Source organism: Microbacterium songi (genome assembly GCF_042747925.1).
Taxonomy (GTDB): Bacteria; Actinomycetota; Actinomycetes; order Actinomycetales; family Microbacteriaceae; genus Microbacterium.
Genome location: NZ_JBHZIE010000013.1, coordinates 75,820 through 95,763, shown reverse-complemented (window position 1 = coordinate 95,763; position 19,944 = coordinate 75,820). Strand labels below are relative to the sequence as shown.

The following is a 19,944-nucleotide window of genomic DNA, read 5'->3' as shown; positions in this document are numbered from 1 at the left end:
GGTGTCGAATGTGTTGGCTCGTGATGTGTTCGATCGGACGGTTGTCAGTGGTTGGGGCACGGCGGATCAGGGTGGTGCGTGGACGATCGCGGGTACTGCTGCGCGGTTCGGTGTGACTGACGGCGCAGGTTCTCTGACGCTGACGACGTCGGCCGGGCAGCAGGCTTCGCTGGGATCGGTGTCGAGTGCGAACACGAAGCTCTCGGCTTCGTTCTCGGTCGACAAGATCGCGAACGCTCAGTACATCAGCTTCATCGGCCGGCAGGTGGGTGCGGATCAGTACCTGCTGCGGGTGCGGGTGGCCGCTGATGGCACGGTGATCCTGCACGTGATGCGCGGTGGTACGGCGATCGGTTCGGGCTACACGGTGCCGGGTCTGACGATCACGCCGGGCGCGGTGTACAACGTCGCGTTCGAGGTGAAGGGCACTGCTCCGACCTCGCTGTCAGGGAAGCTGTGGAAGAGCACGGACACGGAGCCTGCTGCCTGGCAGGTCACGCGGACCGATGCGACGGCTGCTCTGCAGGCGGCAGGATCGGTGGGTGTCTCGTCAACCGTCCCGACGTCGGCTGCGGCGTACCCCGTCAAGGTCACCTTCCCCGAGATCACGATCACCGACCCCACCATCACACCGACCGCGCCGAACCAGCTTCCCGTCGCCGCGGTAGGCGCCACTGCGTCGGGGCTCACGGCTGCACTGGATGCATCGGCGAGCACCGACCCTGACGGGACGATCGCCTCATACTCTTGGGCCTTCGGTGATGGAACGACGGAGACGGCCTCTACGCCGGCGATCAGCCACGCGTACGGGGCGTCCGGAACCTACACGGTCGCCCTCACGGTCACTGACAATCGAGGCGGCCAAGCCACGGTGACACGGGACGTGACCGTGCAGGCGGTCAACCAGATTCCGACGGCAGCGTTCACCTCCTCTGTCGCGGCGCTCAGTGTCGCGGTGGACGGCTCATCGAGCACAGATGCGGACGGGACCATCGCGTCCTACGCGTGGGCATTCGGTGATGGTGGTGTCGCAACGGGTGCGACCGCCACGTACGCCTACGCTGCTTCCGGTACCTACACCGTCACACTCACTGTCACCGATAACTCCGGTGCCACCAGTGTCAAGACAGGCGTCGTCACGGTGACCGCGCCGCCGGTGGTGTCGAATGTGTTGGCTCGTGATGTGTTCGATCGGACGGTTGTCAGTGGTTGGGGCACGGCGGATCAGGGTGGTGCGTGGACGATCGCGGGTACTGCTGCGCGGTTCGGTGTGACTGACGGCGCAGGTTCTCTGACGCTGACGACGTCGGCCGGGCAGCAGGCTTCGCTGGGATCGGTGTCGAGTGCGAACACGAAGCTCTCGGCTTCGTTCTCGGTCGACAAGATCGCGAACGCTCAGTACATCAGCTTCATCGGCCGGCAGGTGGGTGCGGATCAGTACCTGCTGCGGGTGCGGGTGGCCGCTGATGGCACGGTGATCCTGCACGTGATGCGCGGTGGTACGGCGATCGGTTCGGGCTACACGGTGCCGGGTCTGACGATCACGCCGGGCGCGGTGTACAACGTCGCGTTCGAGGTGAAGGGCACTGCTCCGACCTCGCTGTCAGGGAAGCTGTGGAAGAGCACGGACACGGAGCCTGCTGCCTGGCAGGTCACGCGGACCGATGCGACGGCTGCTCTGCAGGCGGCAGGATCGGTGGGTGTCTCGTCAACCGTCCCGACGTCGGCTGCGGCGTACCCCGTCAAGGTCACCTTCCCCGAGATCACGATCACCGACCCCACCATTCCGTGACACGATGCCCGAGGACAACGTCATTCGAAGGGTGCCTGGCGTGCCGGACCCTCCGGGTGCCCGTGCAGATCCGCGACGGAGAGAAGTGATGGTGCAGACCAACCGCTTCGAGTGGGTTGACGCTGGTCGCGGCATCGCGATCTCCTTGGTGGCGTTGTTCCACGCCACCAACTGGATGGCCGGCACGGGCCTCGACCTGTCGATGTGGGTGGACATCAACACGGTGGCATCCTCGTTGCGAATGCCCCTGTTCTTCGTGTTGTCGGGTCTCTTCGCAGCCAAATGGCTGATCGCTCCGTGGCGAGAACTGCTTCGTACCAAAGTGCTGCTCTTCATGTGGGTGCTCGTCATCTGGTCCATCATCGGGATGGCCGTGCAGCTCACCGGATTGCAGGCGGCTGGTCAGCAGGTGAACATCTTGGCCGGAATCCGGGACGTCTTCCTGGCGCCGGCGGATCCCCCCTTCGAGCTGTGGTTCATCTGGGCGCTCGCTCTGTTCTTCATCGTTGCCAAACTGTCGCGCACGGTGCCCGTCGCCGTTCAGCTGATCGCCGCGGGACTTCTCTCGGCGGGGGGTCTCACCATCTGGCTGACGACGACGACGGGGCTCACGGGCAGCGTCAAGTTCTACTTCTTCTTCATCGCCGGCCTCTACTTGAGGTCAATCATCGTGGCCTTCTCTCGACGCTCCCCGTGGCTTCTCGCCGCGGTCTTCCTCGCGTGGGCTGCACTGTCGATTGCTCTGTTCGAGCTGGGTTTCCGCGCGCTGCCCGGCGTCTATTTCCTGAACTGCGTTGTGGGAGTGCTGGCTGGGATCGCCATCAGCCGCGCATTCAGCGGAGCGCGTCTCTTTCGCGGGCTCGGCCGGCAGACGCTTCCGATCTACCTCGCACACACCCCCATCGTCATTGCGATCTCGATCGTCTTCTTCTCCTTTCCTGGGCTGATCGATCTCGCCTCGCCCTTCACCTGGGCGGTGCCTCCCGTCGTCGCAGCCGTCGCGATCGCCTTGGCCGTAATGCTTCACCGCGCGGCCAGCAAGACGACGCCACTGAGCTACTTGTACCAGCCCCCCCGTGTTGCCGTTCGGGCTCTGGGAGGACGACCATGATGCGCAAATCATTGGAGGATGTCTTCGATCCGCGCCTCAATGCGCTGAACGCCGTGCGACTCCTCCTCGCGGCGGGGGTGCTTCTTCGCCATTCCTTCACCATGCTGGGAACATCCACGGGGATCGTCCCTCTCGAGACGATCATGCGCAGTGCCTTCGTCGACGGGTTCTTTGCGATCTCGGGCTACCTGATCGTCAGCAGTTGGATCCGCCGCCCGGACTGGCGTGCCTATGCGCGTGCTCGCTGCCTCAGGATCCTCCCTGCGTTCTGGGTCTGTCTGGGCGTCACAGCGCTGATCTTGTCCCCGCTTCACGCGCTCATCACCGGACACCCCATGTCGCCGCAGTTCTGGGCCGACTCGCTGGGCTATATCTGGCGCAACTGGTTCCTGTGGATATTCCAGGAGGGTATCGACGGCACCCCCACGGGGGCTGCGCCGGCCGAGTCCGGTGTATGGAATGGTTCGCTGTGGACGCTGGCGTGGGAGTTCATCTGCTACATCGCCGTCCTCGCACTCGGGCTCATCGGTCTCCTCAACCGCCGAGCGGTGGTTGCGTCTCTCTTCGTCATCTCTCTCCTTACCCTCGTCGTCGTGAAGCCCCTCTTCCCTGAGCTGTACCTTCTCCACCACGCTGCGCGATTCGGGACCATGTTCCTGGCCGGGGCTGTACTTTACGTATTCCGCACGAAGCTCCCCGCGTCTCCATGGCTCGTCTTGTTGAGCGCCTGTCTCGTCGTGCTGAGTGGCTGGCTGCCTGACTACCGGCTGGTTGCAGCGCTTCCGCTCGCGTATCTCTGCATCGTGGGGGGTGCGCTCATCAAAGTGCCGGCGCTCCGATTGCGCAACGACATCTCGTACGGCACATACATCTACGGATATCCCGCCCAGCAGATGCTCATTGGTTTGGGTCTTGCCGGCGCGGGCGTCGCGGGATTCTTCTTGATGTCGGTCGCGGCGGTCATTCCGCTCGCCGTCGCAAGCTGGTTCCTTATCGAACGGCCGGCCCAGAAGCTGCGCTTCTCAGGTCAACGTACCCGGGACACAGTCTCGGTTACGCCTGGACGGCCCGGCTGAGCTTTCAGCGACGCATCGACGGGTAGGAATGGACGCCCACCGTGGCATCCGCGCCTCGCTGTAACTGATCCCTCGCCCGCAGCCCGGCGGGGGTAGTTTCGGTGATCGCAATGGCTGCCAGAGCGATCGTCAGTGTGACGAACTTCATGGAGCTCGAGGCAGGGCTGAATAGAAGGTCCCAGAAGAATCGCACGGAAAGGTAGGCGAGCAACGCCGTGAGGCCGGCGGAGCGCAACCGGTGTTCCAGGCCCCAGACCACGGTGGTGACCATGACTACGCAGGCGGCGAGGCCCGCCAACCCGAACCAGATCCAGAAGTCGCCGAGCATCGAGTGCACCTCGATTCCGCTGCCGAACATGAATCGCTCCACGTAGCCGTTGTTGGGGTCGTACCCGATCTGCTGCATCGCGGTCTTGGCTGCAGTCACATCGCCGCCCGTCGGAAGCGTGCCTGAGCCGAGACCGAGCGGGTATTCGCGAATGATGGCGAACGAGGCGGATGCTTCTGGCCGACCCCCGAGTAGCAGACTTCCGCTCGTCGCTATCTGCGCGGCGGTCTTGTCCTGCGAGACCTCCCCGAAGTACCCCTCGAGGAGGCTGAACTGTGCGAGTTGGAAGAAGCCGGCGGCAACAAGAATCAAGCCGATGATGTTACCGGCGCGACGCCGACCCTTGGACACAGCCCGGGAAAATCGCTGCCACAGCAGGATGGCCGCCGCGAGGAAGAGCATCGCTGAGTTCGAACGCGAGTCGTTGACAAGTCCGATCACTCCCAGGCCTACGAGCGCGAGCAGTTGGGGGGCGAGACGCGGACGCATCGACAGGATCGCAAGTACCAGCACGGCGATCGGGAGCGAGTAAGTGAACCGCCAAGCGTTCGAGCCCGAGACCGGCTCCAAGAAGATGCCCCCCACCATGCCAGCTCCGTACGAGATCGCGGTCCATGGAGTGCCGATGTGTGCACGGGCGAAGAGCAGAACAGCGATCCCGCCAATCAGAGCGACGACCATTGCTGAGTGAGAGATTGCGAGAGACATGCTCGTGTCATGTGTGGCGGAGCTGAACGATGTCAGAGCTACTCCCGCGCCTAACGAGACAGCGAGCAGGATGAGGAGGGTCGGGATGGTGCGGAAGCGTCGGATAGTGGGAATGAGCGCGGGCAGAAGCGCAATCCCCACCAGCCCGGCGACGGGAGCGAAGGGAACGGCGTTGATGCGGGCGCCGAGAATGACGCAGAGCACCACGGAGACAGCGGCTTCGATAGTGATCGGCCGGTCGAGCACACTGAGCGTGCGGGGTGTCTGCACACTTGATTTTGTCAGACGATGACCCGCGCCTTGCACTCTGCCCGCCGGCCACGGCCTCGCGGACACGAGAACGGGGGACGGGCTCCAGACCCGTCCCCCGTTCTCAGACCAACGCTATTGCCCCGAGCCGAGTTTTTTGGTTCCCGTTGCCCAGCCCAGCAGGCTCGCAACCTCGGCAGAGAGAGGGACGGCGATAGCAGCATTGGCCTGGGCGTCGGCGGCCATCTGAGCGACACTCTTCGCTGAACTCGTCATCGCGTTCGTCCAGGTGGACCCCTTCGCGGCAGCGAGTGCAGCGGGAGTGTTGTAGACCTCGAGCGACTTATTGTCACCCTTGCCCCACGCGACCATTGTGGGTCCACCGGCCGCCTTGTTGTTGAAGAGATTGCCCTTGATCACGACGTTCCAGGTGTCCACGGCGCGATTCGTCGAGCCATCCAGGGCATTGACGGAGATGCGTCCAGGCGACCCGAACACGTTGTTGGAGACCGTGATGTTCTTGACGAGCCATGTCATCGCCGGGTCGTTCTTACCGACACGGGGATCCCAGCCGGTCGAGGCGGTCGCTGGGCGACGCGCATCCTGCTTCAGGCTGATGCCGTTGTAGACCCCGCCCCCGAAGTCGCTGTTCAAGATCTGCACGTCGGACGTGTTCATCACAATGACGCCAGTGCCTCCACCGATCGTCTGGTTACCCGCCAGAATCGCCTTGGCGGAGATCTCGAGCTGGATCCCGGTAGTGGTGTTGTAGTTGGACGTGGACCGCGTGACCTTCACGTTGTAGCAGGATTCGTCGAACCAGATGCCGGAGCCGGTGTTGCTGCTGGTGTCGACGTTGTCGATGACCACGTCGCGTGACCGCGTGATCTTCACTCCGCCGGCGACCGGCGCGTCCTTGAACTTCTCGACGTTGTTGCCGGTGATCACGGAATTGCGAAGGATGAGGCGATACGCCGCATTTGCACCGAACCCCATCATCCCGTTCCGCTGAGAGGTGACCCGATCGACGAGGGTGTCGTTGTTCCCCACAGACAAACCGATCATCGCATTGTCGACGATGACGAGATTGCGTACGGTCGCGTTCGTGTTCTGCATGCGCACGGCTCCGCTCGATCCGTGCGTCGTGGCGTACCGCCGAACGCCGAACCCCTGCAGGGTGGTGGACTTAGCCATGACGTTGAACGCCTGATTCAAATTGCTCGCCCGCACGCTCTTTCCCGACGGATTGGTACCCAAGATGAGGCGCTTGTTCGTGTAGTCAACGGCGAACGTACCTGCCGTCACTTGCGACGCTGATGCCACCTGTCGCTGCGCGACGCCGTCGATGAAGAGCTGATCGGGGTGTCCGGCCATCGGGTATGAGGGACTCACGAACCGCGAAGCCATGCCACTCATGTCGCTGGCGAACTGTGGGGTCCAGTTCGCAGCCACCCACACCTTGCCGGATGCGGCCCAGTTGGTCACCGGCACCGACCCGTCGAACCAGACCGCCTCGTTGGGGTACGCCTGAACCGTGAGGTTCTTGCCCGCGGGGATCGACACCGACTCGTTGTAAGTACCGCCCCGGATGACGATGGTCGATCCGGCGGCAGCGGCGTCGACGGCCTTCTGCACACTCTTGAACGGCGTACCGATGGCTCCGTTCTGGGTGGCTTGCGTCGAGGTGTTCTTCACGAACAACGCCCCTGAAGGGACGGCGTAGGCAGCGCTTCCCACCGCAAGCGAGCCCCGCCCCGTCGCCGTGGCGACGGGTGTGGTCGCGATCGGTGCAGGGTCAGTCGGGGTCGGGGTCGGGGTCGGGGTCGGGGTCGGCGTCGGGGTCGGAGTCTGGGTGGGGGTTGCGACCGGCGTCGAGGTCGACAGCGCGGCGGCACCGTTCGTGACGGTCAGGTTGTCGAGGGACAGCGTCGTATCACCCGAGCCGCCTGAGGCAAAGCCCCACCATCCGACTCGCCCTCCCGAGGAGATGCGCCCGGCCCCCGCGTCAGTGACACTCAGCTGCGGCGTCGCGGCAACGGCACCGGCGGGCGTGAGGCTGGCGCGGATGACGACGGGCGACTGCCCGGTGATGGAGAAGGACAGGGTCTGCCAACCCGCGTTCTTGATGCTCGAGGCGAGCTTCACGACTCCGATCGACGTCTCTGTCTTGCCGTTCAGGCGCGAGACGGCAAGAAACGGTACTCCGGCTGAGTTCAGCTCGACACGGGCGCGATAGTGCGAGCCATCGGCCTGGTACCGAAGGATCGTGGCGTAATAGGCGCTGCCGGCGAGCGCATCGAGGCGGAGGGTGACGTCCGAGCGTACATCGGCCGCGGTCGCGTCGCCGAGGAGGACGGATCCGCTCTCATTGGGCTTCAAGGTGAACTTCGCTACCCCGCCAGCGACGGTCATCGCTCCCGGCTGGTATGTCCCCCGATACTCTCCGCCGACCGTTGCCGTGCCCCATCCCGTCGTCATCGTCCGGTCGAAAGCATCGTTGACCACGACGGACGAGGCGCCGAACGCGGCTTGCCCGACGAGCGCAGAGGCGACGACGGCGAGAGCGGCTACTCCTGCACCGACGGCTCGCCACCTCCGTCGTGAAGGCGGAACCGAAGTCACTCGCGAGCGCCGTCGTCTACCGACGGGATCAGCGGTCGGTATCGCGGGGATGTCTCCATGAGACCGGGCGAGCGGAGTATGAGCGGAAGTCATCGGAGATCCTTCGAATCGTGTGCGAGCAGAAAGCCCTTGACGGGGTTGTGGCCCAACATTCCGGCCTCGGAGACGGCCCGACCAGGGCCAAAGGTCCCGAAGCGCCGTCTGAGAGCGCGCTCGCGAGGGGAACAGATGGTCACGTGGAGTCGTCTCCGGGAGTCGGCGAGGTCCAAGCGAACACGGCGCACGTCAGTGCGCAGGCGCGACGAAACATCGGGTCGGCGGGGAATGAGAGGCTCATCGGGTTGAGCGTCGGTGGTGAAAGCCAACCTACCTAAGGGTAAATAGTTTCCCGAGCCAGATGAGATGAATCTCACGTCGCGGTAACACCGCGGACTCATGCGTATTCAGTCTGATCTGGTGTATTCGATGACGAGAGTGGATGGACCGTTCCAGACGACCTCTGCCTCGAATCCCAGCTTCGCGAACAGTTCGCTGCTCTCCGCCCGCACTGCGGGAAGGGATTTCTGGTTGAAGATCGCCCACACACGCGTCTGGGCGGACAGCGGCGTGGCAGCGCTGTCTATCGGGCGGGAGAACCCGTCCAATGTGGCGGTCTCAGCACCCGTACGCTCCAGCGTGAGGTCGGTCAATCCGCCGAAAAACCCCGGGTAAGAGGCCGCTATTCGCCGCGTCGTCATCTCGACGACGTCGCGCTGATCGGGGTACCGAGGAGCGAAGTACACACCGTCGCCTTCGATCCTGTTCTGCGCGATGATGCCTGCGACAGCAGACCAGTCGCTCCCTGACTTGGCGAAGGGGGTCCGCTGCGAGACGAAGATCACAGCGATGCTCATCGCGTAGAGGACCACCCCGACCACTGTGTACCAGCGACGTCCGGCAGCCCGTAGGCCCATGGCGATGAGGAGAGCCGCCGCCGGCGCCGTGAAAGTGAAGTACCGCGGCTGGTAGATGGGTGACACGGCGACGGCGTAGGCGCCGATCGCGGCGGTCGGCAGGATGATCCAGGGAATGGCGGTAGCGAGGACACGGCGTTTGTCATCGCCCGGTGCCGCCGGCCTGACCATCGCGATGAGCATCGCTGCGATTCCGACGGCCGCGGCAAGCAGCGCCGCGCCTTGCCACGCGACCGTGAACCACATTGCCGAGGCATCCGGGTCGGGGGTCTCCCCGAGGAAGAATTGATTCACGAGGATCTTACGCACGATACTCGGCAAGCTGCGGTCCCCGTTCCCGCCTAATTGCCCCTGCTGAGACCTGACGAGCAGGAGCAGCGGGATACTGAGGACTCCGGCGGCGGCTGCCGCGGCGATGTAGCCGACGATGGCAAACCTGTCGCGTCGGGCGAGCAGCACCACGGTGACGGCGTGGGCTGCGACGAGCGTGACCAGGTACACGTTCAGGCCGATCCCCACGACTGCCGTGGCGGTGTAAGCCACCCATGGGGCCACTCGCCGTCGCGCGAGCGCCACGGCGAGGAAGTAGGTCGCCCATATCGCAGCGAGCGCCGAGAAGATGAACGGCCTTGCCTCGATACCTCCCCAGGTCAGACGCGGAAGGGTCATGCTGACAATCGCCGCAACGAGGGCAGTCCGCGGTGTCGTCATCACGCGCGCGAGTAGGTACACCCCCACTGCAACTCCGCCGCCCGCCAAGGCGCTCGGAAGCCGCAGCGAGAAAGGGGAGGCGCCGAAGAGGTCGACCCACACGCTCATCACTGCGTAGTACAGGGCGTGCACCGCGTCGATGCGTTGGATCAAATCCCAGAGTTCACTGAGAGATCGGGTTGCGGCCGATATCGTGACGGCTTCATCTGTCCAGATCGACACGCTCGGCGACATGACAGCCGCGAGAGCGGTTGCCGTGACGAACAGTATCGCGGACGTCAACCAGGTGGAGCGTCGCGTCGAGCCTTCCATCGCACGCTCGACCGTCACGTCGATGACGTTGCAGGGGGCAGGCCGAAGGGGCGCTTCTTCTCCTCTGCCCGATAGTAGGGACTGGTGTTCTTGACACGCTTGACACCGTTCAGGACAATTCCGAGGATGGGGACCCGAGTGGTTTCGAACGCCGTGATCGTGCGGAGGATCATGTCCCGTTTGGTCACACGTGATCGCGCCACCAGGACGATGCCATCCACGACCGGAGCAAGGAGGAGAGGATCGCTGACGGCGAGTACGGGAGCGCTGTCGAAGATGACGTAGTCGTACGACGCACGCACTGTCTCGATGAACTCGACCAAGTGGTCAGAGGTGAGCAGTTGTCCCGGGTTCGGCGGGAGCACTCCGCTCGTGAGGATGTGCAGACCGTCGTTGCCCCATATCTGAACGGCATCGGCGATGCTCACGTCACCCAGGAGAACAGTGGTGAGGCCGACTGAGCCTTCGAGCTGCGTATACGTGGCCACTGATGCGCGTCGCAGATCCGCATCGACGAGGAGCACTTTCGCCCCCTGTTCGGCCATGATCTGGGCAATGGACACACCGATGGACGACTTGCCCTCACCCGACGTTCCGGAGGTGATCAAAAGCACCTTCGACTTGCCGTCGACGTCAGCGAAGCGCAGGTTCGCGACGATGCTTCGCAGCGACTCTGCGGCCGAGCCCGTGGGATCGGCGCGGATCAGGGCGGGAAGAGGCCTACTCCCGGGTGTTTGCGAGACGTCACCCAGGATCGGCGTATCGGTCAGAGCGGTGATGTCGCCGGCATTGGTCAGTCGAGTAGCGAGGAGTCGCCTCAAGAGAGCGAAAACCACTCCGGCGATCAGCCCCGCGATCGCACCTGCGATGGTGAGCAGGCGGACGTTGGGCGAAACCGGGAACTGCGACAACTTGGCAGGGGAGATCGTCTCTATGCGTACCGCTGACTGCTCCTCGGCGTTTTGGGGCGAGAGCCCCTGGACGGCGGAGGCCAATTCGCTCGCGACAGCATCCGCCACATCCCGTGCGAGTGCGGGGTCGCGGCTCACGACGGCGATATTGAGCACGACCGTGTTGAGCGGGGACTCGACCGTGATCGTTCCCGCCAAGGATGACGCAGAAGTGTTCAGCCCGAGATCCTCGATGACGGGATTCAGCACCGTCGGTGATGTGGCGACGACAGCGTAGGTCTGCACGAGGTTGGCGACGTAGTTCGAGCCCTGAACCAACTCGTTCGTGTTGTCGCCACGGGCGGGGATCACGATCACGGTCGATTCGGAGCGGAAGATCTCGGGTTGCAATTGCGAGTAGCCGTACCCCGCGATGGCTCCGAGCAGTGCGAGCGCGACGACAACCACCCAGTGCTTCTTCAGGGAGACCAGGTAATCGCGTAAGGTCACGGCTTCTCGATTCGCGTACGGCGTTGAGTGCGGCCCGAAGATGGCGCCACCCCCCCATTCTGTCTGGTCAGGGATGGAATCGATGGCAGCGCCTGCCACGCAGTCGCTGCGTGGCTCCGTGTCGACGGCCGGGATCATATCGGTCGCTGGTGTCGAACGGTTCTGATGCCGGTGCCCTTCATGTCGGCTGGTAGGGTCGGACCGAGTCTTTTGGGGAGGCCGAAACCGTGGCGGTTCATCGTGTCCTTCTCGTGTGCGAGCAGAACGTTTGTCGTTCGCCGTATCTCGCGGCCGTCGTGAACTCCCTCCTGGCCGGTGACGACAGGCACACCTTCGTCGTGGCGAGTCGTGGCACCACTGTGACTGCGGGGGCGGAGATCTGCTCGGTCGCAGAGAGCAACCTGCGAGGACACGGCATCTCGGTGGGCGTCGAACACGGATCCACGGCACTCGAGCAGGAGGACGTCGTGCGTGCCGACCTCATTCTCACAGCCACCGAGAGGCAGCGATCCGCGATCGCCCTGCTCAGCCCGGGTGCCCGTGTGCGCGCCTACACCGTCCGCGAGGCGATCCTGCTTTCCGAGCGGGAGTTGGGCGCGGACGAGCTCGCACGAGTGCGCGTCGCGTCCCGCCGGTCCTCGTTGCGCGAATTCGCCAGCGCCATCAACGCCCGACGAGGGACTCTGGACCTCCCCGGAGCCACTGTGCGTCCACGACTCGGGGGTAGAAGGGCGGCGCCCGACTCGCCGCTCGACATCCCGGACCATCATCGAACCGGCGGGCAGAGTCATCGCCGGCTATTCGACGAAATGTACGCCGATGCCGGCGTCCTCGCTGCGCGCATCAAGTATGTGCTCGAGACTCCCTGACTGAAGATCTCGGAGTGATCCAGCGAATGCTCAGCGTCTTGTAACGCGCTCGCCATACGTCGCGTTGTCGCGCAGCACGGGAACCGCTATCGTAAGTCGTGGGGATTCGCGCCTACTGGGGTTTGCGCGATGTGTCAGGTGAGGTCATTTCGATCTTCGCCATTCCCAGTCGACAGTGTCTTGGGGGGCACCTTGGATATCACGATCGTTGTGCCCACTTTCAATGAGGCACCGAACATCGCCGAACTGGTTCGCAGAGTGACGCTCGCCACGGCGGGACTCGACGCGGAGATTATTTTCGTCGACGACAGCAAAGACCACACGCCAGAGGTCATCCGGCAGGTCGCGTCAGCCGCATCCTTGCCGGTCAGGCTCATACACAGGGACGAGCCGGCCGGCGGACTGGGCGGAGCGGTCCTGGAGGGTATCGCTGCGGCGGAGGCGGATCACTGCCTCGTCATGGACGGTGACCTGCAGCATCCTCCGGAGAAGATTCCCGAGATGCTCGCTCGTGCGCGACGCCAAGACGTCGATGTCGTCGTGGCATCGCGGTACATGGGGGACGGGACAGCGGGGGGTCTTGCGGACCGATCACGAGTCCTCGTGTCGCGGGCATCCACTCTCGTGACGCGCGCGATGTTCCCGATCAGGCTCAAGGATGTTTCCGACCCTATGACGGGGTTCTTCCTCGTTGATCGTCGCGGTCTCGACATCGAGCAGCTTCAACCGCGAGGCTTCAAGATTCTGCTCGAAATTTTGGCGCGCAAGACGCTGCGCGTGGCGGAGATCCCGTTCCAGTTCGCCGACCGTCACGGTGGCGAGTCGAAGGCATCGTTCCGACAAGGACTGCACTTCCTCGTCCAGCTCGCATCGCTTCGCTTCGGCAAGATGTCGGGTTTCGCCATCATCGGCGGAGTGGGCGCGCTTGCCAATATCGCGATCGTGTGGGCATTGACCGCCGTCGGGGTGAACTACATCGTCGCCGCCATCATCGCGGCCGAGCTCACGATCATCGCCAATTTCCTGCTCATCGAGCGTTTCGTCTTCAATGACATGCGCGGCCAGGCGTCGGGCGTGGGCTCCAGATTCGCGAAGTCCTTCTCGTTCAACAACGCTGAAGCGCTTGTGCGCATCCCCATCATGGCTCTCATGGTCAGCAGTGGTCACGTCTCGAGTGTCATCGCGACAGCCATCACCTTGGCTGTGGCCTTCTTCGTTCGGTTCTTGTTCCACTCTCTCGTTGTCTACGCTCCTCGACGTGCGAGTGCAACACCGAGTCGTGCTCGTGAGATCATCCAGGAGTTGGACCGTCAGTCCGTGGCTCCCGGAGAGCTCTAAATCATTGATCGCGTGACGACAGCGAGCGTCACGTCTGCGAGGAGAATGCGCGTGCGAATCAAAACACGCGGTTTCGGCGTCAAGCGCGCGAGCCGCCGAGTGGCCGAAAGGGTCGACACGGTCTTCGGGCGTTCACTGCGCATGATGTCGCTTCGCGGCCCGAAGCGGACCGTCGGTGTCGTCGGAATCTATCGGGAGGCGCAGCCGATCGCCGCGCTTGTCGAGGAGCTGTCGTCATCCCGGCACGACGTGGTTTTTCGGCTCGGCGCCATGGGGGACATCGCCACGGAACTGCGAGACGAGACGTCGCATGCGCATCTGACAGCAGGCAAGTTTCAGAATCTGAACGTCCTGACGGAATCGCTGGCCGACGTCGACTGGCTTCTGATCATCGATGACGACGTCATCGTGCCGCGGCACTTTCTGGATCAGGCCATCGAACTGTGCGAGCGCCTCGACCTGTCGCTCGCGCAGCCTGCTCAGACACGACTGAGCAACGCGAACTGGCCGCTGACGAAGCGCCGGTTCCTCACCATTGCCCGAGATACACAATTCGTCGAGATCGGCCCCGTCACGCTGATCCGCGCCGACGCGATGCGTAAGCTCCTTCCCTTTCCCACCGACCTCCGGTACGGCTGGGGCCTCGACTTCGAGTGGGCGCAGGTGATGACCGATTCCAAGATGCGAATGGGAGTGATCGACTCGTTGGCAGTCATACACGCGAGCCGAGCGGTCGCGAGCACATACTCGTGGGACGCAGCACAGAAGGAGGGCCAGGAGTACCTTCGCGGTGTGCCGCACCTCCCGAAGGACGTGGCCGAGGGGAATGGGCTGCGGTTCCACCGGACGATTCCACGCCCTGTCACTCGGTGAACGCTCCCGGCACGACGGGTTTCAGATGACGTCGGCCGCGTGAAGGGTCGCCTCGAAAGCCGCGATGACTGCGTCGCGATTCGCGTTCCGCGAGTGAGGTAGCCGGCGCCCGAGCAGCTCCTCGACGGCCGCGCGGAGGGTGTCATCCTCGACTTCGCGGAGAGTCGGCGGTTCAGGCAGGACCGCGAAGGCATCTCGTGTCTTGCCCACACCGGGGACGAGGACCGGCGTCCCGAACGATGCGGCGACGATCGCCGCGTGCATGCTCGTCGTGAACACCGCACCGGCTCCGGCAAGGACCGCGGTGATGTCATCCGCGGGCAGGTCGTGGAGTGTAGGGATGGCGAACTCGGCGGCGGCAGCGCTCAGCAGCCGGTCCTCTCCTGCATATGAACCCAACGACAATGTCACCATGGGTATGCCCTTCAGCCCGCTCAACACCTTCTTCACGCGATCGAGCGGCCAGCCGTGGAACTGAGCCGCGTGGAAGACGAGTGGCGCATCAGAGAGTCCCGCATGCTGATGGAAGATCGCCTCTCCTCGATCGCGGACGCGGTCTGCGATTTCGAAGTCGGGCATCGCGAAGATCATGTCGGGCGCAACGACGATCCGATCGCGGGCGACTCCCGCACCCGCCAAGCGGTCTGCGCCGTTGTGGGTCCGGACCCACGCGGCACGGTAGTTCGCGACAGCTTTCTGGGCCGCAGAGTCCGCGGGGACGGTGTGGACGCCCGCGGAGATGAGGACTGACGGGCCTGTGCTAATCCACGGCTCGGCGGGCGCCCATGCTCCGGGTCCGTTGAGGAAGTGGCGTGCACCGAACCAGCGCGCGCGAAGGCGATTGATCCTCTTGCCGCGGTCCGCACTCGGTACTGAAAGGTGGTCCATCGCGACCGTCCGATTGTCGAAACGCAGCAGATCTCCCCCGCCCACGAGCGCGACATCCGTATCGCTATCGCGGACCTTGTCCAGCGGCAGGATCGCCTCGCCCGCGGAAGTGCTTCCCGGCACGGGGCAGTAGTGCGAGAGCTGAGCGGGGACACCGAGGATGTCCAAGAGCGACGCGAGCGCACCAGGGTAGAGCTTGTCTCCCCAATTGGGCATCGAGAATGCCCCGATGTGAGCGATGGCCAGCGGCCTTGAGGACGTTCGGGCCGATGTGTTCACTCCGAAATATTACCAGTGCGGCTGATGCGGCCATGTGCCCGGCCGGCCGCTCCCACGCTTGCCGCTTCGAGCTAGGTGTGAATCGTCACGCTGATTTCGTGTGGCCGTCGATCCATGAGAAATTGGTGTGGGGGAATGGGGATTCCATTGGCTTTGGAAGAGCAAGTACACCCGACGGCAGCTTCGACACGCCGCGGCCTACTGAAGTCCGTCGGCGGCAGTGCGGCGGCTCGCATGATGGTGCTGCCTATCAGCGCGATTCTCGGAATCGTGGTCACCCGCCTCATCATCGACAACTACGGCGAGGCTTCTTACGCCCAGTACATGCTCCTCGTCGGGATCGTCTCGCTGATCCCCTTTGCGGACCTCGGGATCTCAGCGGCGATCATGAATGCGGTTGCTGAGGCCAAAGACCCTCGCACCGATGCCAACCTCCGCGGCACGTTGATCACTTCGATGAGGATCCTGGCGGGGTCGGCCACGACGCTGGCCGTCATCGCCGCGATCCTCACCCTGACAGGATCTTGGTCGACCCTTCTCGGCGAGGGGCTCGACGGGCAGACAGGTGAGCTGGCGGCCGGCCTCTGCATCATGGCGCTTGCACTCGCCATGCTCATCGGGTTCGGTCAACGTATCCTGATCGGCCTGCACCTGAACTTCGTCGCGATCCTTGTCGGCGGCCTGCAGACTCCCATGGTGCTGCTGACGCTTCTCGGCGCCATCGCCATCGGAGTCGATATCGGTCCTTTCGTCGCGGTCATCTCCTACGCCGGGCTCACCGTGACGGGCGCGATCATGCTGTTCCTCGCCAACCGCCGCATTCGCCCGATCCTGGGAGAGGCTTTCCGGGACGCCTGGCGTGTGTTCAGCGTTCGTGGTGGTCGGGTGTTTGACACAGCATGGCCGATGCTCATTCAGATGGTTGCGCTGCCTCTCGCCATGCAGTCCAACCGCCTGATCCTGAGCCACACGTCAGGCGTGACGGAATTGTCCACGTACTCGCTCGCCTCGCAGATGTTCAATCCGATCTTCTCGGTATCCGTCGCCGCCAGCATGGCTCTGTGGCCCGTCTTCGCGCGAGCACGAAAGACGGGGATCTCCGAGGTGTCGCCCGTCAAGCTGTCGCTCATCTTCGCTTCGTTCGCACTCGTCGCTGTGACCGCGATGTCGTTCGCATCACCGCTCCTGGCGCAGCTCGCCTCAGGTGGGGTCATTCAGCTCCCGATCGCACTGGTGATCGCATTCGCGGTGCTGATGGTGGCCCAGGCCGCCAAGAGCCCGCTGGGGATGTATATGACCGACGCGCGAGGACTGCGGTTCCAGGCATATATGGCTCTGGCGATGCTCCCGGTTAACGTGGGTCTCTCTGTGCTGTTGGCGATCCAGTGGGGAGCTGTGGGTCCCGTGATCGGGTCGATCATCGGCGTGCTGCTCTTCCAGCTGTTCGCGAACTGGATCTACGTCCGACGCGATCAACGACGTCGCGCCGCCAGCGAGGACGTGGTCGGTACCTCAACGCTCGTCTGACCGAGTGCCCTCGCCCGTTCGGCCGGAAGCCGATGAGGGCGTCCTTCGAGGAGGCGACACTACGACGACCTCGCGGGTGGTCGCGCTCACGTGTGGGCGGAGGGCGCCGCGCTGCGGCCATCCCACTCACCGTCTGCGCGGCGCGCTCTCCGGCCTGTTGCATGAATCGAGCGACGATCGGCCAGCCGTGCGGCCAGGTCCTCGTAGGCGTCGGCCACGGTGTCCCACCGGAAGACATCCCGCGCGCGGGAGCGGGCGCTCGCGCCCAGTTCGGCAGCACGCTCGCGATCGGCCTCGACGGCGGCGAAGTGCCCCGTGACGTCGCGGGTCGAGTCGAAGAACCAGGCCTGATCGTCGAGCGTCTCGCGGTTGAAGGCGACGTCGTATGCGATCACGGCCGTGCCGGCGCCCATGGCCCGCAGGAGCGACGGGTTCGTTCCGCCGACGGAGTGCCCGTGGACGTAGGTGAAGGCGTGGAAATACAGGGCGTCGAGGAGGTCCTGGTCGTACACACCCCCGAGGAAACGGATCCGTGGATCGTCGGCGGCCGCCGCGCGGATCGCCTGCGTGTAGTCGGCGCTGTACGGAGCGGAGCCCACCACGACGAGCGGCATGTGCGCATCGCTGTGCCGGTAGCCCTCGACGATCTCGAGAACGTGATTCTCCGGCTCGAAACGCGCCACGACGAGGTGGAACCCGTTCGGTTCCAGACCCAGCTCGCGCACACCCTCTTCGGGCGCTGACTCGAGGATCGGAGCACCGTAGCGGATCATCTCGGTGGGGACGTTGAACTGGTGACTGTAGTAATCGGCGATACCCGGGGCATCCGCGATCAGAGCGTCCGCCTTTCGCACGCCGAACTCCTCGGCCCATCGGTAGTAGGCCTTGCCTCTGGCGCCCCACTTGGAACGCCGCCACTCCAGACCGTCCATGTGGAGAGCGACGGGGATGCGCCGGGCGCGCAGCAGCGGAAGGAAGGGAGAATTCGCCGCATTGAAGACGAACGCGACGTCGGGTTTGCGACCCGCCATCGCGTGCACGACGGAGAACCCGGTGTGGCTGAGCGTTTCGACCTGCTTCTGAGGCACCGCGGGAAGATGCACGACCTCCATGCCGAGGTACGTCTTCTCCTTCGACTCGGACCCGCGGGTGTACACGATCACGCGATGTCCCCGCTCGGCGAGCCGCTTTCCCACTTCTTCGATGGCGGTCTCGAATCCGCCGTACGCTGCCGGCACGCCACGGGTGCCGACCATGGCGATCGTCAGCGGCGCGATCGAAGCGGGGTGGTCGTCAGAATCCTGGCGGTCCGTGTGCACGATCTTCAGTAAGCCCCACTCGGTTGAATCATGACCTTGGCGGTGCGCCACATGATCATGAGGTCGTTCATCACCGACCAGTTCTCAACGTAGCGGAGGTCGAGCCCCACGCTCTCATCCCACGACAGGTCGCTGCGACCACTGACCTGCCAGAGGCCCGTGATGCCCGGCTTGATGTACAGGCGGCGGAAGACCGTGCCGTCGTACTCGCTGACCTCTTTCGGAAGCGGCGGTCGCGGACCGACGACGCTCATGTCGCCGACGAGCACGTTCCAGAACTGGGGGAGCTCGTCGAGCGAGTACTTGCGCAGGACGCGGCCGACACGGGTGACCCGCGGGTCGGACTTCATCTTGAACAGCAGACCGGAACCTTGGTTCTCGGCCTGAAGGTCTGCGAGCCGCGCTTCGGCGTCCGTTCCCATCGAGCGGAACTTCACCATGCGGAAGATGGTGCCGTCGCGCCCGATGCGCTCCTGACGGAAGAACACCGGACCGCGCGAGTCCGTCTTGATCAGGATCGCGAGCACGGGCAGCAGCGGCGAGAGCATCAGGATCGCGAATCCGGCGACGAGGATGTCGAGGGCGCGCTTGAGCACGTGCTGACCGCCCGCGAAGGTCGGGATCGCGACGCGGATCAGGGGGAGGCCCTCCACCTGGCGCAGCGAGATGCGCGGCCCCGCGACATCCGCCAGCCGACTGGAGAGGACCATCTCGGCAGCGGTGCCCTCGAGCTGCCAGCTGAGCTGCTTGATGTAGTCGGGATCGTTGTCCGGCTTGCTGGCCACGATGATCGTGTCGGCGCTGAGCACGTTCGCCACCTTGGCGACCGTGTTGGCCGTGCCCACGTTGTCGTACGTGATGCCACCGACCGTCACGGCGGCTGCATCGTTGTCGTCGTCTTCGAGTGTGGCGCCGACGACCATGTACCCGGCGAGGTGGTTGCGCTGGAGCGTGTCAATCACGTACTCGACGTCTTCGCGATGACCGACGACGAGTGCCCGCGAGATGTAGTTGCCGAAGCGGCGCTGGCCGAGCAGCCATTTGCGCCAGGCCCAGCGACCCGCGAGCAGGGCGACCAGTCCGACGGGCAGAGCGAACAGGAGCTGCACACGGATGCCCTGCCACTGGAACAGGACGAAGGCGATCGCCAGGATGCCGAAGGCGAGGCCGGTGGCGTGCGCGACGCGCTTGTACTCGGTGCTGCCCGATCCGATGATGTCGGCGCTCCGCGTGTGGAACAGCCCGAGCACGATCAGCCACGTCAGGGCGGACACGAGGGGGACACGCGCGAGGATCGCGGGGTCCGCCGCCAGCAGATCAGGAGCCAGCAATTGAAGCTGACCGACGGTGGTGAGCGCGGTGACCGCGAACACGATCACGACGTCCGTGATCGCCAGACGCGTGCGGTACATCTTCTCCCACCGGCGGCGACGCTCGAGCGTCGGCGTCGAGCGCGGCGTGACCACGGTGCGCGGTACGGCCACGTCGGACCGTGGTGCGGCGACCGGCGAGAAGATGCCCGGCAGCACGATAGACGTGCTGCGCAACGAATCGTCGACGGCAGTCATCGTGCACCATCAAAATGAGCG

General features: G+C 64.3%; 14 protein-coding genes. 7 read left to right on the top strand and 7 right to left on the bottom strand.

All coding sequences use genetic code 11. The features are described from left to right. The 3 genes from ACFM35_RS15925 to ACFM35_RS15915 form a co-directional block, all read left to right on the top strand. Window positions 1–1,792, top strand: a 1,792-nt coding sequence (locus ACFM35_RS15925; protein WP_378843844.1) for a PKD domain-containing protein, incomplete at its 5' end; no start/stop codon positions are given. A gap of 88 nt (window positions 1,793–1,880) precedes the next feature. Continuing rightward, complete coding sequence (locus ACFM35_RS15920; protein ID WP_378843842.1) at window positions 1,881–2,903, top strand: acyltransferase family protein; 1,023 nt, start codon at window positions 1,881–1,883, stop codon at window positions 2,901–2,903. Next, window positions 2,900–3,979, top strand: a complete 1,080-nt coding sequence (locus tag ACFM35_RS15915) for an acyltransferase family protein (protein ID WP_378843840.1) — start codon at window positions 2,900–2,902, stop codon at window positions 3,977–3,979. The genes ACFM35_RS15920 and ACFM35_RS15915 overlap by 4 nt, the downstream gene beginning before the upstream one ends. Before the next feature lie 4 nt (window positions 3,980–3,983). Here the strand turns inward: ACFM35_RS15915 and ACFM35_RS15910 are convergent, their stop codons facing one another. The 4 genes from ACFM35_RS15910 to ACFM35_RS15895 form a co-directional block, all read right to left on the bottom strand. Then, entirely contained in the window at window positions 3,984–5,285 is a 1,302-nt protein-coding gene (locus ACFM35_RS15910; protein ID WP_378843838.1) for a hypothetical protein, read from the bottom strand. A 114-nt stretch (window positions 5,286–5,399) separates the two neighbouring features. After that, window positions 5,400–7,676 (bottom strand): right-handed parallel beta-helix repeat-containing protein, encoded by a 2,277-nt coding sequence (locus tag ACFM35_RS15905; protein ID WP_378843836.1) that lies wholly within the window; start codon window positions 7,674–7,676, stop codon window positions 5,400–5,402. 653 nt (window positions 7,677–8,329) lie between these two features. Next, window positions 8,330–9,703 carry a glycosyltransferase family 39 protein gene (locus ACFM35_RS15900; RefSeq protein WP_378843834.1) on the bottom strand — a complete coding sequence of 458 codons (1,374 nt, stop codon included), beginning with the start codon at window positions 9,701–9,703 and terminating at the stop codon, window positions 8,330–8,332. A 173-nt stretch (window positions 9,704–9,876) separates the two neighbouring features. Beyond that, window positions 9,877–11,262 (bottom strand): tyrosine-protein kinase domain-containing protein, encoded by a 1,386-nt coding sequence (locus ACFM35_RS15895; RefSeq protein ID WP_378843832.1) that lies wholly within the window; start codon window positions 11,260–11,262, stop codon window positions 9,877–9,879. A 227-nt stretch (window positions 11,263–11,489) separates the two neighbouring features. On the opposite strand from ACFM35_RS15895, the gene ACFM35_RS15890 reads away from it, so the two are divergent. From ACFM35_RS15890 to ACFM35_RS15880, 3 genes are all read left to right on the top strand, one after another. Continuing rightward, window positions 11,490–12,131 carry an arsenate reductase/protein-tyrosine-phosphatase family protein gene (locus ACFM35_RS15890; protein WP_378843831.1) on the top strand — a complete coding sequence of 214 codons (642 nt, stop codon included), beginning with the start codon at window positions 11,490–11,492 and terminating at the stop codon, window positions 12,129–12,131. 192 nt (window positions 12,132–12,323) lie between these two features. Further along, window positions 12,324–13,469 (top strand): glycosyltransferase, encoded by a 1,146-nt coding sequence (locus ACFM35_RS15885; protein WP_378843829.1) that lies wholly within the window; start codon window positions 12,324–12,326, stop codon window positions 13,467–13,469. A 51-nt stretch (window positions 13,470–13,520) separates the two neighbouring features. Further along, a complete protein-coding gene (locus tag ACFM35_RS15880; protein WP_378843827.1) occupies window positions 13,521–14,342 on the top strand; it encodes a hypothetical protein in 822 nt (273 codons plus the stop codon). 21 nt (window positions 14,343–14,363) lie between these two features. Here the strand turns inward: ACFM35_RS15880 and ACFM35_RS15875 are convergent, their stop codons facing one another. Further along, the gene (locus ACFM35_RS15875; protein WP_378843825.1) at window positions 14,364–15,509 is read right to left on the bottom strand and encodes a polysaccharide pyruvyl transferase family protein; all 1,146 of its coding nucleotides are present in this window, start codon (window positions 15,507–15,509) and stop codon (window positions 14,364–14,366) included. Between the two features lie 234 nt (window positions 15,510–15,743). Between ACFM35_RS15875 and ACFM35_RS15870 the strand changes: the two genes are divergently transcribed. After that, entirely contained in the window at window positions 15,744–17,036 is a 1,293-nt protein-coding gene (locus tag ACFM35_RS15870) for a lipopolysaccharide biosynthesis protein (RefSeq protein WP_378843823.1), read from the top strand. Between the two features lie 86 nt (window positions 17,037–17,122). Here the strand turns inward: ACFM35_RS15870 and ACFM35_RS15865 are convergent, their stop codons facing one another. Together ACFM35_RS15865 and ACFM35_RS15860 are read right to left on the bottom strand one after the other, a co-directional pair. After that, window positions 17,123–18,292, bottom strand: a complete 1,170-nt coding sequence (locus tag ACFM35_RS15865) for a glycosyltransferase (protein WP_378843848.1) — start codon at window positions 18,290–18,292, stop codon at window positions 17,123–17,125. A 68-nt stretch (window positions 18,293–18,360) separates the two neighbouring features. Further along, window positions 18,361–19,923: a sugar transferase gene (locus ACFM35_RS15860; protein WP_378843821.1), complete on the bottom strand. Its 1,563-nt coding sequence runs from the start codon at window positions 19,921–19,923 to the stop codon at window positions 18,361–18,363. Window positions 19,924–19,944 lie beyond the last annotated feature (21 nt).